The sequence below is a fragment of the Sphingobium bisphenolivorans genome, assembly GCF_000412635.1.
GTDB classification, from domain to species: Bacteria; Pseudomonadota; Alphaproteobacteria; order Sphingomonadales; family Sphingomonadaceae; genus Sphingobium; species Sphingobium bisphenolivorans.
In genome coordinates this window covers 138,442-151,120 of sequence record NZ_ASTG01000001.1, presented here as the reverse complement: position 1 = coordinate 151,120, position 12,679 = coordinate 138,442, and the positions used below count along the sequence as shown (strand labels likewise).

Here is a 12,679-nt window from a genome sequence, read left to right as displayed (position 1 = left end):
GGCTGTCAGAAAGTGCTGCGGAGTATAAGCGTTTCGGATCCGTTTGTTAATCCGGAAAGCCTTGGAAATCCGGGCTTTTCGCTCGCGCTATTGCGTCGAGTTCGCGGATATCGGCTGCGGCTGATTTGCAATGGCTTCATATGGAAGCGCGCTCGGCCGCGATGATCGTGCGCGCGAACGGCACGCATTGTCCGCATTTGGGCCGGCGGCCGAGGCGGGCATAAGCACTGCAGGGCGTCGCGCAGCCTTCGCGCGCCGCTTCCTTCAAATCCTTTTCGCGGATGGCATTGCAGACACAAACGACCATGGGCATCTCCTGCAATCGAGATAGCCTAGATGATAATAGGTCGCAATAGTATTTCAGCTGCTGTTGCGAATCTTTTGCGTCTCGCCTCGCGCAAGGCTGCGCCACAGCCATTCCGCTGGACCCAGCGCGAATCGCCGCTGCCAGAGGGCGGACCAGACCATCATCACGATCCAGCCGCAGATTACGAAGATCGGCATGGCGGCATGCGCCACATGCCCGAACAGCCCAAGCCCCCAGCCGTAGAAGATCGCACACATGACAAGGCTGCTGCCGAGATAGTTGCTGAGCGCCATCCTCCCCGCCGCGGCAATGGGTGCGACGAGGGCGTGGTTCCGATGCCGCGCGAACAGCCACAGGATAAGCGCCGCCCAGCCGACCGCCAGCGGAATGCGAAAGGGGAAGGACCATGCGACCACCGTGCCAAGCGTCGGAAGCGGAGCGAAGCCCCGGCCGATCACCCACACCGCCAGCGCGGCCATCGGTACCAGCCCGATCAGGAAGCAATGGCGCGCCGTGCGCCAATATTGCTCGGCGTCCCAGCGTCCGGTCAGGAAACCGCCTTTCAGCATCGCCATGCCCAGCAGCATGAATCCCAGCGTGTCGAAGATGACGAAGGGCAGGGTGGACGGCCATTGGCTGGTGAGCAGATGCAGATGATGCAGGACGATGGGCAAGAAGCCGCTGCGATAGGTGGCGATCTCGCCGCGAAGAGCAGGATCTGCCGGATTGGAAATGGACGCGATGAAAGCCTCATATCCTTGCCTCACGCTGGTCCCCGCGCCTGGGGCAGCAGCGGCATGCGCCCAGCTGTAAAGCGATGCGATGAAGCCGGCACTGATCAGAAAATGCAGGAGGAAGGCGAGGAACGCCCATTTGACGAGCGACAGCGGCTCCTGGCGCACGAAGAACAGCGCGGCGCAGCCGACCAGCGCGTAGATCATCAATATGTCGCCCCACCAGAGCAGTACATAATGGGCCAGGCCGAACAGCAGCAGCCAGGCCGAACGCACCAGCTGCGATCGCGTCCCGTCGCGTCCGGCCATCTCCTCGCGGTCGATCAGCAGCAGCATCGACGCGCCGAACAGCATCGAGAAGAGCGCGCGCATCTTGCCGTCGAAGAACAGAAAGCTGACCGTCCAGAAGGCGATGTCGCCGCCCGAAAGCGGCCCCGCCGCCGCAGGACTGAAATAGGCCTGTTCCGGCAGCGCAAAGGCCGCGATGTTCATCCAGAGGATGCCCATCACCGCGCAGCCGCGCAGCACGTCCATGGCGGGAATCCGGGAGGATGGGGCAGTCATGGGGCAGGTCGTCCTTGAAGATACTGGCAAAGCGGGCGCCGGTCTGCCATGCGACTAGCCATGAACAGCGGCCGCAAGCAACGGATAAGCGATGCCTTCGGCGCGGCGGCGGCGCATTATGACGATCATGCCGGGCCGCAGCGGATGGCGGCCGCGCTGGTCGCTGGCCTCGCTCACCGGCAGAAGCCTGACGGCGTGCGTCGCATCCTGGAAATCGGCTGCGGCACCGGCTTCCTGACGCGGGACATTCATGCCCGCTGGCCGGGCGCGGAACTGGTCGTGACCGACCTGTCGCCCGACATGCTCGCGCGAACCGCCAAGGATGGGCTGGTCGCGGGGATATTCCTGACGATGGATGGCGAGGCGCCGATTTTCGACGGAGAATGGTTCGACCTCATCCTTTCCAGCCTTGCGTTCCAGTGGTTCGATGATCTGGCCGGAGCGCTCGACCGGCTGGCCGCGCTGCTGCGACCAGGTGGCAGCATGATCTTCTCGACCATGGGGCAGGGGAGCTTTACGCGCTGGCGCGCGGCGCACGAGGCGAACGGGCTGGCGGCTGGCATTCCCGATTACCCCTCTCTCGATGGCCTTCGCAGCCTGTTGTCGCGCTATGACGATGCCTTCGCCTTTGACGAGGAATATGCCCTGGGGTGCGGTGGCGCCAAGGGGCTTATCGCACATCTGAAGGGCATCGGCGCGGTGGTGCCGAGCGATGGGCGCAAGCCGCTGCCGCCGCGCGAACTCCGCCGGGTCATGGCCGCTTTCGAGGAAAGCGGCGGCGACGATATCTACCAGGTGCTGTTCGGCCGCGTGACGCGGGCGGGTCGGTAAATGGCTACCTGAAATCCTTTTCGCTTAAGGAAGAAGGATATCACCTCGTCCCGCCGCTCATGGCAGCAGCAGCGACGAATCTCCATAGGAATAGAAGCGATAGCCGTTCGCGATGGCATGGGCGTAGGCGGCCTGCATGCGCTCGCGGCCCATGAGCGCACTTACCAGCATGAAAAGCGTCGACTTGGGCAAATGGAAATTGGTCATCAGCCCGTCGATCGCGCGGAAGCGATAGCCCGGCGTGATGAAGATGCGCGTCTCATCAGAAAATGGGCGGATCACGCCATCTTCGCCGCAGGCGCTTTCCAGCAGGCGCAGGCTCGTCGTGCCAACCGCGATCAGGCGCCCGCCTGACCGCCGCGCGGCGTTCAGCCGGTCCGCCGAAGCCTGATCGATCCGGCCCCATTCGGCATGCATGCGATGGTCGTCGGTGTCCTCGGCCTTGACTGGCAGGAAAGTCCCGGCGCCGACATGCAGCGTCAGCGTCTCGGTCGCGATTCCCGCAGTGGCGATCGCCTCCATCAACTCCGGCGTGAAGTGCAGCGCGGCGGTCGGCGCGGCCACGGCCCCCTCTTCGCGCGCGAACATCGTCTGATAGTCGCTACGGTCGCGCTCATCCGTGGGGCGCTTGCTGGCGATATAGGGCGGCAGCGGCATCCGCCCGGCGCGCTCCAGCAGCACTTCCACCGGCTCCTCGCCTTCGAAGCTCAGCGTTACGCCGCCATCCTCGTCGCGCGCACCGGCCAACGCCGTCACCCCTGCGCCGAAGTCGATGCGGTCGCCCTCGCGAACCCGCTTGGCGTTACGCAGGAATGCCTGCCACTGGCGCAGCCCTAGCCGCTTGTGCAGCGTGGCGCCGATTCGCGCTTCTCCGCGCATGCCTTCCAACTGGGCGGGAATTACCTTGGTATCATTGAAGACCAGCGCGTCGCCGGCACGCAGCAGGCCCGGCAGGTCGCGGACGACATGATCCTCGATCGGCGCCTCGCCCGCGACCAGCATCAGCCGCGCGGCGTCGCGAGGCGAGGCGGGCCGCAGCGCGATGCACTCGGGCGGCAGGTCGAAGTCGAACAGGTCTACGCGCATGGCTGGATGCTCTGGAACAGCAACAAGGTGCTCCCGCCCTCGCAGGAGCACGCCATCCTATTTCTTCGCCGCGGGCACTTTCTTCGCCACCGCCTTCTTCGCGGGCGTCGGGATGATCGACGGAGCGGGCGGGGCAGGGGGCGTGGGCAGCGCGGTTACCGGCGGCTTGCCATCGCTCTCGATCGAAGCCTGGAGGATGGTCGAGGGGTCGGCCGGCGGCTCGCCCTCATGGATCGCATCGACATATTGCATGCCCTCGATCACGCGGCCGAACACGGTATATTTCTTGTCCAGCTGCATGCGCGGCAGGAAGAGGATGAAGAACTGGCTGTTGGCGCTGTCTTCCGATTGGGCGCGCGCCATTGACACCGTGCCGCGCAGATGGGGCATCGGGTTGAACTCGGCCTTCAGGTCCGGCAGCGTCGATCCACCGGTGCCGTCACCCTTCGGATCGCCGCCCTGCGCCATGAAGCCGGGAATAACGCGATGGAATTTCAGGCCATTGTAGAAGCCCTGCCGCGTCAGTTCCTTGATCCGTTCGACATGGGCAGGGGCGATGTCTGGGCGCAGCTGAATGCGCACCCGGCCGCCGGTGGACAGGTCCAGATCCCAGACATTCTGCGGATCGACAGGGACGCTGGCGGGCGGCAGCTTGGCCGCAGGGTCGGTGCCGAGCTGCTTGGCCGTCTGCTCCGCGCGGGCCGCAGCCTCCGCCTTCTTCGTTTCCTCAGCACCGCGCCCGCCCTGCGCAAGCGCTGCTCCGCTCGATGCATAAAGAGCGAAACCGATCGCCACGGTCTTGAGCGCCGAAGTGAACCGCATGAATGAAGCTTTCCTTGAGTGGGCCTTAAGCGAGACGCCCTGATAGCGTCCTCATCGCGATTGGCAACTGAACGAAGGCTGAGCGGAGGCTCAGTTGCCGCCCTTGAGGCCAATGGCAGCGACACGCGCCTCCACTTCCGTGCGAACAGCGGGGCTGACGAACTTGTGGATCGGCCCTCCGTAGAGCGCGATTTCCTTGACCAGGCGCGATGCAATGGGCTGCAGCGAAACGTCGGCCATCAGGAAAACCGTCTCGACGCGGCAGTTGATCTGCTGGTTCATGCCCGCCATCTGATATTCATATTCGAAGTCCGCCACGGCGCGCAGCCCGCGGACGATCACGCTGGCGCCCTGCGATTCGGCGAAGTCCATCAGCAGCGAGTTGAAGCCGGTGACGACGATCTCCGTGTCGATGTCGGCACATTCGCGGCGCACCATTTCCAACCGCTCCTCGTCGGAGAACATCGGCGACTTGGAAATATTGGTGGTCACACCGATCACCAGCTTGTCGACCAGCTTCGCGCCGCGACGGATGATGTCCATATGTCCCAATGTGATCGGATCGAACGTGCCCGGATAAACCCCCACCCGCTGCCTGCTCATGTCTTAGCGATCCCTTTCCACGATGAAGTCCGCAATCGCGCACAGCAATTCGGCCTGCGCCCCATAGCCGTGCAGATGTGCCTTGGCCTGATCGACCAGCATTCTCGCCTGTTCCCGCGCCCTGTCGGCGCCCAGCAGCGACACAAATGTTTCCTTGCCGGCCGCAGCATCCTTGCCCAGCGCCTTTCCGGCAAGCTGCGCGTCGCCTTCCACGTCCAGCAGATCATCGGCGATCTGGAAGGCAAGACCGATGTCGCGGGCATAGGCGTGCAGCCGGGTGCGTGCCTCCTGCGGCAAGCGCGCCATGATCGCGGCTGCATCGACGCAGAAGGCGATCAGCGCGCCGGTCTTGAGCTGCTGAAGCCGGGTGACGGTGGCAAGGTCGAAGCTCGCATGCTCTGCTGCGAGGTCCATCATCTGCCCGCCGGCCATGCCGCTGGTCCCGCTGGCAATGGCGAGCGCTTTCACCAGTTCGACGCGCACGAAGGGATCGGGGTGGGTTTCCTCGTCCGCCAGCACCTCGAAGGCGAGGTCGTGGAGGCAATCCCCCGCGAGGATCGCCGTCGCCTCATCAAAGGCCTTGTGGACCGTGGGCTTTCCCCGCCGCAGGTCGTCGTCGTCCATCGCGGGCAGATCGTCATGGATCAGCGAATAGACGTGGATGCACTCGACGGCCACGCCGACCCGCAGCACCGAATCCCGCGAGATGTTGAAGAGGTCGCTCGCGGCCTGCACCAGCAGCGGGCGCAGCCGCTTGCCGCCGCCGATCGCGGCATGGCGCATAGCTTGATACAGCCGTCGGCGCGCATCGTCCGGCACCAGCAGCAGCGAATCGAACAGCCGGTCGATCTCTCCTGCAATCGCTGCGGAACGGGTGGCGATCAGCGCCGATGGGGATGTGTCGGACATGGCGGCGGGCCGTAGCCGTGCTCAGTCCGCGCCGAAGGGCTGCGCGCCGGTTACCGCGCCCCCGGCGTCCAGCGTCAGCTTGCTGATCCGCGCTTCCGCCGCCTGCAGCCGTTCCAGGCAACGCTTCCGCAATTCCTCACCCTGGGCATAGAGTGAAATCGACTCGTCCAGCGGAACGTCACCGCTTTCCAGACGCCGGACGATGGATTCGAGCGCGCGCAATGCGTCCTCGAACGACAATTGCGACAGATCGCCCTGCTGCGTCATGCTTTCCTCAGCCATGTGCCTGCATTGGCGGGCAGTGCACGCGCGGTCAAGTGCGCAACAAGCGCTTGGGCGGCGGTACCCTCCAATTCCGGCGCGCCGTCATCATGCTGTCATGCCGTCCAGACAGGGGGTGGCGGAAATGAGGCAGTTTTGCGTTGACGCCCACGGTGGCAAGTGCACATAGAAGGACCGCTATGAAATATTATCTCCCCCTGATCTCCGTCGCGGCGTTGACGCTGCTGTCTGCCTGCAACAAGAATGACGAGCCTGAAGTGGTCGGCGGTCCGGCCGATCCTATGGCTGAAAAGCTTGCCAATGCCGCTCCTGTGGAGCTGCCGCCTTCAGTGAAGGCCAGCTACCAGTTCCGCTGCAAGGACAACAGCCTGCTGTTCGTCGACTTCCTGAGCGACGACAAGACGGCGAACCTGCGCACCGAAAAGAACGGCGCGCCCACCAAGCTGACCGCCGCCGAAGCCGGCAAGCCCTTCGAAGCGGACGGCTACAAGGTCGAGGGTTCGGGCAAGCAGATCACGGCTACTGTTCCCGGCAAGGGCGCGCTCAGCTGCAAGGCCTGAGCCGCAACGATTTTTCCTGCACAACGGGCCGGCGCTCCTCGGGAGGCCGGCCTTTTTCTTGTGATGCGAACTTGGCGCCAAGTGCTCCTGCGAAGGCAGGAACCCGGCCCCCTACTTGCATCAACGCGCCCCATCCGAACGGGATTCCGGATTTCGCAGGAGCATGAGTGCCTAACGCAACTCCGGCTCCCCAACCTCGACCGGGTCGGGGCCGAAGCGGTTGGGCCCTCGCGTGCCGCCCATGATGAAGAAGATCAGCAGCACGATGCTGCCGATGATGGGGAAGAAGGCGATCAGCAGCCACCATCCGCTGCGGTCGCCATCGTGCAGGCGGCGGACCGCGACGGCGAGATAGGGGATCAGCATCGCCAGCATGAAGATGCCGGTCAGGGGTCCGCCATGCGTGCTGTAACCCGCGCTCGCCCACCACGGTCCCCGTTGCAGCCAGTGCCGGGTCGTGCTGAGCCCCAGCATCCCCTCAACGACCGTCAGGATCAGGAGGCAGAGGAAGAGGAACAGGATGAACATCCAATATTCCTTCGGCCGCGCCCGCCCCGAAAAACGGGCATAGCGCCGCAGCGGCAACAGCATCCATTCCATGGCTTTCCCCTTTCGTCTGCAAGAACGTGGCGAAGCTATCATGTTTTCATGGGGTGGCGAGCCTCGCCATTGTCTATCGGGCCCGGCATCGCTAAAGGCGCGCTCATGTCCAGCACCGCATCCCAGATCACGCCCCAGGTCGTCGCCGAGCATGGCCTTTCCCCGGAAGAATATGATCGCGTCCTGAACGCGCTCGGCCGGGAGCCCAACCTCACCGAACTCGGCATTTTCTCGGTGATGTGGTCGGAGCATTGCTCTTACAAAAGCTCGCGAATCCATTTGAAGAAGCTGCCGACGGAGGGGCCGCAGGTGATTTGCGGACCCGGCGAGAATGCCGGCGTCGTCGATATCGGCGACGGGCAGGCGGCGATCTTCAAGATGGAGAGCCACAACCACCCGAGCTACATCGAACCCTATCAGGGCGCGGCGACGGGCGTCGGCGGCATCCTGCGCGACGTCTTCACCATGGGCGCGCGGCCGGTGGCGAACATGAACGCGCTGCGCTTCGGCCGGCCCGATCACCCCAAGATGAAGCATCTGATCAGCGGCGTGGTGCACGGGATCGGCGGCTATGGCAATTGCGTGGGCGTGCCGACGGTGGGCGGCGAAGTGAATTTCCACCCCGCCTATGACGGCAACATCCTGGTCAACGCCATGACCGTGGGCGTCGCGGACACGGACAAGATCTTCTACTCGGCCGCGTCGGGCGTCGGCAATCCGATCGTCTATGTCGGCTCGAAGACCGGGCGCGACGGCATCCATGGCGCGACCATGGCGTCCGCCGACTTCGGCGAGGATTCGGAAGAGAAGCGTCCCACCGTGCAGGTCGGCGACCCCTTCACCGAAAAGCTGCTGATCGAAGCCTGCCTTGAACTGATGGCCTCCGACGCGATCGTCGCCATTCAGGACATGGGGGCGGCCGGCCTGACCTCTTCCTCGGTCGAGATGGCGTCCAAAGGCGGCGTCGGCATCCAGCTCGACATGGACAAGGTGCCGCAGCGCGAAACCGGAATGACGGCCTATGAAATGATGTTGTCGGAAAGCCAGGAGCGCATGCTGATGGTGCTCCAGCCCGGCAAGGAAGCCTTTGCCGAGGCCATTTTCCGCAAGTGGGAATTGGACTTCGCGGTGATCGGCCATGTGACCGACACCGGCCGCATGGTGCTGGTGCACAAGGGCGAGACGGTGTGCGACATTCCGCTCGCTCCGCTCGCCGACGACGCGCCGCTCTACGACCGCCCCGCCATGCCGAAGGACGAGTATAAGGCGTGGTCCGGCGTCCAGCCGCTCGGAGAGATCGCCGAAAGCGCGGACATCGGTGCCGATCTCGTCAAGCTGATGGGCTCTCCCGACATTGCCTCGCGCCGTTGGATCTGGGAGCAGTATGACCATATGGTCGGCGCCGACACGGTGCAGCGCCCCGGCGGCGACGCCGCGGTGGTCCGCGTTCACGGCACGCAGAAGGGCATTGCGATCAGCACCGACTGCACGCCGCGCTATTGCTATGCCGATCCCTATGAGGGCGGCAAGCAGGCGATCGCGGAATGCTATCGCAACATCAGTGCCGTCGGCGCGACGCCGCTCGCGGTCACCAACTGCCTCAACTTCGCCAACCCGCAGCGGCCCGAAATCATGGCGCAGTTCACCGGCTGCCTTGAGGGCATGGGCGACGCCTGCCGCGCGCTCGACTTCCCGATCGTGTCGGGGAACGTCTCGCTCTACAATGAATCGAAGGCGACCGGCGGCGGTTCGGCGATCCTGCCCACGCCCGCGATCGGCGGCATCGGTCTACTCAAGGACGTCGATGTGATGGCGACCGTGGCCTTCAAGAAGGAAGGCGACGCCATTTGGGTCATCGGCGCCGCCCAGGATTCCTGGGGCACGCATCTCGGCCAGTCGATCTGGCTGCGCGAAATCGCCGGCCGCGAAGCGGGCGAGGCGCCCAAGGTCGACCTGGCTGCCGAGCGCGCCAATGCCGAAGCGGTCCGTGCCTTGATTGCGGAAGGCAAGGTCAATGCGGTGCATGACATTGCCGACGGCGGCCTGCTGGTCGCGATCACGGAAATGGCGCTGGCCGGCAGGATCGGTGCAACGCTGGACACCACTCTGACGACCGCTGCCGCGTTCGGCGAGGATCAGGGCCGCTATGTGGTGACAGCCGCGCAGGGCGTCGACATTCCCGGCGCGGTGAAGATCGGCACCACCGGTGGCGCCACGGTCGCCGGCGTGGCGCTGTCCGATCTTCGCACCGCACATGAAGGCTTCTTCCCCGCGCTGATGGACAGCGAACTGTAATTCTGCCGTCAGCCCGGCCCCGAGCCGGGGTCCCGCTGCCTTCGCGACGGTGAAGGGCTGGAGCGGGAACCCGGGTCAAAGCCCGGGATGACGGAAGGAGATCGTTCGCCCCTCATGCGGGAGGCGTTTTCTCATCTTGCAGGAGTTCCCCATGCCCTTCACCGCCAAGATCCTCCTTCTCGGCTCTGGCGAACTGGGGCGGGAATTCACCATCTCCGCCAAGCGCCTCGGCGCGCAGGTCATCGCCTGCGACAGCTATGCCGGGGCGCCCGCCATGCAGGTGGCGGACGGGTTTGAAATCTTCTCGATGCTCGACGCCGACCTGCTGGCCAAGGCGATCGAGAAGCATCAGCCTGATCTGGTCGTGCCCGAGGTGGAGGCGATCCGCACCGAAGTCCTCGCCGATTTCGAGGCGCGCGGCGTGACCGTCGTCCCCTCTGCCCGTGCCACGATCATGACCATGAACCGCGACCGCATCCGCGAAGTCGCGGCGGTCGAGCTTGGCCTGCGCACATCACGCTACCGCTATGCCGAAAGCCTCGCCGAGGTACTGGCCGGCGCCGCGCATACAGGGCTGCCATGCGTCATCAAGCCGGTCATGTCTTCCTCCGGCAAGGGGCAGAGCACCGTCCGCACGCAGGAGGAACTGGAAGCCGCGTGGAACTACGCCGTCGCGAATATGCGCGGTGACCGCAGCCGGGTTATCGTCGAGGAGTTCATCGCCTTCGACTATGAAATCACCCTGCTGACCGTCCGTAGCCGCGAAGGGGTCAGCTTCTGCCCGCCCATCGGTCATCGGCAGGAGCGCGGCGACTATCAGGAAAGCTGGCAACCCACCCCCATGTCCAACGCCGCGCTTGCCGCGGCGCAGGACATGGCGCGCAAGGTCGTCGACAATCTCGGCGGCTACGGCATTTTCGGCGTCGAATTTTTCGTGCGGGGAGAGGATGTGATCTTCTCCGAACTGTCGCCCCGGCCGCACGACACCGGCATGGTGACGCTGATCTCGCAGAATTTCAGTGAGTTCGACCTGCATGCCCGCGCCATCCTCGGTTTGCCGGTGCCCGAGGTGACGCTGCGGGGACCGGCTGCTTCTGCGGTGATATTAGCTGACCGTGAGTCCGACGACTTTCAGTTCGAAGGACTGGCAGAGGCGCTCGCGACCCCCGGCGGGGAGATGGACCTGCGCGTCTTCGGCAAGCCGACGACGCGCCCATATCGGCGAATGGCCGTAGCGCTGGCTCTGGCTGACAGCGCGGATCGGGCACGCGCGCTGGCGGCGGAAGCTGCGGCTAAGGTGCGGATCGTCTACGGCCGCTAAGCCGACGCCTGGTGCAATCGGATCGCTGCTCAACTGCGACCCACGAACAGGAAGCCCACTGCGGCCATGATGCACAGAAAGGCGGCGAGGTGACGCCAGTGCAGCGGTTCGCCCAGCACGGTCACCATGAAGCCGCCGAAGACGAGCAGGGCGATGGCCTCCTGCGCGATCTTGAGTTGTCCCGCGCTCCACCCATGGGCAAAGCCGATGCGGTTAGCGGGCACGGCGAAGCAATATTCGATGAAGGCGATGCCCCAGCTGATCAGGATCACCAGCAGGATCGGCTTTTCCATGCCGCCCTTCAGATGCCAGTACCAGGCAATCGTCATGAACAGGTTGGAGATCAGGAGAAGCAGGATGGTGGGCATGGATGCCTCGGCGATGGAGTTCCTCCGCGCTGTGGCACTGCCGCGCGACGAAAGGCAAGGCATGGAACGCCGATTGGCGCCTTTACGGCGCCGCCCATGCAAAAGGGTCCAACCCGAAGGTCGGACCCTTTTACGCGCTTGCGGACGACTTAGCGGTAGCGGCCGGTCGTGTTCCACGCGCTGTTGCCGGAGTAGCGATCGGCCGTCTCGCTTTGATCGTCATTGCCGAACATCGCCTGCTGCTCCCGTTCGGCGCGCCAGGCGGCCTGCGCTTCATCGGCGGTCTTTTCCAGCGTTACGCGCTGGGCATCGACCGACCTGATCCAGGAAGACGGGATAGAGTGATGCACGCCATGCGCGTCCTGGTCATTCTTGGTCAGAATGATGCGGTCGCCGCGCAGTTTATCGACCGTGCCGACATGCTCGCCGTCGCTGCCAACCACGTCCATATGCTCGCGCACTTGGCCGATCGCCTGACGCTGCTCGGTACGGCGGTTGCGCCAACTGCCGAATTCGCTGTTGAAGCGGCTACGGTTCTCCCGCTGATATTCGGCATAATCGCGGTCCAGTTCGTTGATCCGCTCCTGCCGCCAGGCATGATAATTGGCGTCGTGATGCTCGCCATAATCATGATTGGGACCGAAGGCGCGCATGCGATAGCCATGGTCCTCGCTGCCGAAGCCGCTGCGTTCGTTGGTGAAGGGCGCATAGCCCCGTCCCGGAAGGTAGCGGTCGCTGCGGGAAGCGGAGGCGAAGCCCACGCGGCTGCTCTGATCGCGCGGATCACCATAGGGACGGTTGTACCATTCGTCATATTCGCGGCGCCGTTCGGCTTCCTCGTCGCCGAACCAGCTGCGAATTTCGTCGCCCGCACGGTCGAAGAAGCCGCGGTCATCCGGGTCATAATCCTCCGACGCGCGCCTGGAGCTTTGCCCGCCGAATTGGCCGCGGGTGCCATAGCGATAGCTGCGGTCATCGTCCCGCCCGCGTGAAGCCCGATACCGCTCGGAGCCGCGATCCCAGTCGTTCCAGCCGCTGCGGTCGCTGTCACCATAGCGACGTCCGCCTTGGTAACCCATTGTCCTTCTCCTTGCTCAAATGCTCACGTCGCCCGAAAAGCGACGACACCGCACCAATGAGCAGGGGGGCTCATCGTTCCGGTCGTTTCGTGGGAGTAATGTCTCTTCTCAGTCTCGTCTCGTCCGCCGGACGGGTCCGGCCTCAGCCGAAAAAAGGGCATTGCCAGCATCAAAACCCTCGCTTATAGGCAGCGCTCCTTGGGGCCGTAGCTCAGCTGGGAGAGCGCGTCGTTCGCAATGACGAGGTCAGGGGTTCGATCCCCCTCGGCTCCACCAATTCCCCCTCGCGGAATTGATCTCAAGGCACTTTCCGGCGGT

The 12,679-nt window shown here is 64.4% G+C and carries 14 protein-coding genes and 1 tRNA gene; 5 read left to right on the top strand and 10 right to left on the bottom strand.

Annotated features, from left to right (window positions below; translation table 11 throughout):
- Positions 1-136: 136 nt before the first annotated feature.
- Complete coding sequence (locus tag L858_RS0100825; protein ID WP_022681245.1) at positions 137-307, bottom strand: (2Fe-2S)-binding protein; 171 nt, start codon at positions 305-307, stop codon at positions 137-139.
- A 53-nt stretch (positions 308-360) separates the two neighbouring features.
- Complete coding sequence (locus tag L858_RS0100820; protein WP_022681244.1) at positions 361-1,605, bottom strand: DUF418 domain-containing protein; 1,245 nt, start codon at positions 1,603-1,605, stop codon at positions 361-363.
- A gap of 60 nt (positions 1,606-1,665) precedes the next feature.
- Here L858_RS0100820 and L858_RS0100815 point away from each other — a divergent pair, with 60 nt between their 5' ends.
- Entirely contained in the window at positions 1,666-2,436 is a 771-nt protein-coding gene (locus L858_RS0100815; protein WP_022681243.1) for a methyltransferase, read from the top strand.
- Positions 2,437-2,493: 57 nt separating this feature from the next.
- On the opposite strand, the gene queA is transcribed toward L858_RS0100815, so the two are convergent.
- From queA to L858_RS0100790, 5 genes are all read right to left on the bottom strand, one after another.
- Complete coding sequence (queA, locus tag L858_RS0100810) at positions 2,494-3,522, bottom strand: tRNA preQ1(34) S-adenosylmethionine ribosyltransferase-isomerase QueA (protein ID WP_022681242.1); 1,029 nt, start codon at positions 3,520-3,522, stop codon at positions 2,494-2,496.
- 57 nt (positions 3,523-3,579) lie between these two features.
- Positions 3,580-4,344 (bottom strand): peptidylprolyl isomerase, encoded by a 765-nt coding sequence (locus tag L858_RS0100805; protein WP_022681241.1) that lies wholly within the window; start codon positions 4,342-4,344, stop codon positions 3,580-3,582.
- Between the two features lie 90 nt (positions 4,345-4,434).
- A complete protein-coding gene (gene coaD / locus L858_RS0100800) occupies positions 4,435-4,947 on the bottom strand; it encodes a pantetheine-phosphate adenylyltransferase (protein WP_022681240.1) in 513 nt (170 codons plus the stop codon).
- Between the two features lie 3 nt (positions 4,948-4,950).
- On the bottom strand, positions 4,951-5,856 hold the full coding sequence (locus tag L858_RS0100795) for a polyprenyl synthetase family protein (RefSeq protein WP_022681239.1): 906 nt from the start codon (positions 5,854-5,856) through the stop codon (positions 4,951-4,953).
- 21 nt (positions 5,857-5,877) lie between these two features.
- A complete protein-coding gene (locus L858_RS0100790) occupies positions 5,878-6,138 on the bottom strand; it encodes an exodeoxyribonuclease VII small subunit (protein WP_022681238.1) in 261 nt (86 codons plus the stop codon).
- Between the two features lie 179 nt (positions 6,139-6,317).
- Here L858_RS0100790 and L858_RS0100785 point away from each other — a divergent pair, with 179 nt between their 5' ends.
- Complete coding sequence (locus L858_RS0100785; protein ID WP_022681237.1) at positions 6,318-6,698, top strand: hypothetical protein; 381 nt, start codon at positions 6,318-6,320, stop codon at positions 6,696-6,698.
- A 171-nt stretch (positions 6,699-6,869) separates the two neighbouring features.
- Here L858_RS0100785 and L858_RS0100780 read toward each other — a convergent pair whose 3' ends face one another.
- On the bottom strand, positions 6,870-7,298 hold the full coding sequence (locus L858_RS0100780) for a DUF805 domain-containing protein (RefSeq protein WP_022681236.1): 429 nt from the start codon (positions 7,296-7,298) through the stop codon (positions 6,870-6,872).
- Positions 7,299-7,403: 105 nt separating this feature from the next.
- Between L858_RS0100780 and purL the strand changes: the two genes are divergently transcribed.
- Complete coding sequence (purL, locus tag L858_RS0100775; RefSeq protein WP_022681235.1) at positions 7,404-9,593, top strand: phosphoribosylformylglycinamidine synthase subunit PurL; 2,190 nt, start codon at positions 7,404-7,406, stop codon at positions 9,591-9,593.
- 151 nt (positions 9,594-9,744) lie between these two features.
- A complete protein-coding gene (gene purT, locus L858_RS0100770; protein WP_022681234.1) occupies positions 9,745-10,914 on the top strand; it encodes a formate-dependent phosphoribosylglycinamide formyltransferase in 1,170 nt (389 codons plus the stop codon).
- 29 nt (positions 10,915-10,943) lie between these two features.
- On the opposite strand, the gene L858_RS0100765 is transcribed toward purT, so the two are convergent.
- A complete protein-coding gene (locus tag L858_RS0100765; protein ID WP_022681233.1) occupies positions 10,944-11,282 on the bottom strand; it encodes a DMT family protein in 339 nt (112 codons plus the stop codon).
- 149 nt (positions 11,283-11,431) lie between these two features.
- Positions 11,432-12,361, bottom strand: coding sequence for a DUF2171 domain-containing protein (locus L858_RS0100760; RefSeq protein WP_022681232.1), 930 nt, complete (start codon positions 12,359-12,361; stop codon positions 11,432-11,434).
- 200 nt (positions 12,362-12,561) lie between these two features.
- On the opposite strand from L858_RS0100760, the gene L858_RS0100755 reads away from it, so the two are divergent.
- Positions 12,562-12,637: transfer RNA gene (locus L858_RS0100755), tRNA-Ala, on the top strand.
- Positions 12,638-12,679 lie beyond the last annotated feature (42 nt).

What these genes read in the sequence shown, in the direction of transcription:
- L858_RS0100820 (WP_022681244.1), bottom strand. Translation starts at nt 1,605, where the DNA reads ATGACTGCCCCATCCTCCCGGATTCCCGCCATGGACGTGCTGCGCGGC.
- queA (WP_022681242.1), bottom strand. Translation starts at nt 3,522, where the DNA reads ATGCGCGTAGACCTGTTCGACTTCGACCTGCCGCCCGAGTGCATCGCG.
- L858_RS0100760 (WP_022681232.1), bottom strand. Translation starts at nt 12,361, where the DNA reads ATGGGTTACCAAGGCGGACGTCGCTATGGTGACAGCGACCGCAGCGGC.
- purL (WP_022681235.1), top strand. Translation starts at nt 7,404, where the DNA reads ATGTCCAGCACCGCATCCCAGATCACGCCCCAGGTCGTCGCCGAGCAT.
- coaD (WP_022681240.1), bottom strand. Translation starts at nt 4,947, where the DNA reads ATGAGCAGGCAGCGGGTGGGGGTTTATCCGGGCACGTTCGATCCGATC.
- L858_RS0100825 (WP_022681245.1), bottom strand. Translation starts at nt 307, where the DNA reads ATGGTCGTTTGTGTCTGCAATGCCATCCGCGAAAAGGATTTGAAGGAA.
- L858_RS0100795 (WP_022681239.1), bottom strand. Translation starts at nt 5,856, where the DNA reads ATGTCCGACACATCCCCATCGGCGCTGATCGCCACCCGTTCCGCAGCG.
- L858_RS0100815 (WP_022681243.1), top strand. Translation starts at nt 1,666, where the DNA reads ATGAACAGCGGCCGCAAGCAACGGATAAGCGATGCCTTCGGCGCGGCG.
- L858_RS0100765 (WP_022681233.1), bottom strand. Translation starts at nt 11,282, where the DNA reads ATGCCCACCATCCTGCTTCTCCTGATCTCCAACCTGTTCATGACGATT.
- L858_RS0100805 (WP_022681241.1), bottom strand. Translation starts at nt 4,344, where the DNA reads ATGCGGTTCACTTCGGCGCTCAAGACCGTGGCGATCGGTTTCGCTCTT.
- purT (WP_022681234.1), top strand. Translation starts at nt 9,745, where the DNA reads ATGCCCTTCACCGCCAAGATCCTCCTTCTCGGCTCTGGCGAACTGGGG.
- L858_RS0100780 (WP_022681236.1), bottom strand. Translation starts at nt 7,298, where the DNA reads ATGGAATGGATGCTGTTGCCGCTGCGGCGCTATGCCCGTTTTTCGGGG.
- L858_RS0100790 (WP_022681238.1), bottom strand. Translation starts at nt 6,138, where the DNA reads ATGGCTGAGGAAAGCATGACGCAGCAGGGCGATCTGTCGCAATTGTCG.
- L858_RS0100785 (WP_022681237.1), top strand. Translation starts at nt 6,318, where the DNA reads ATGAAATATTATCTCCCCCTGATCTCCGTCGCGGCGTTGACGCTGCTG.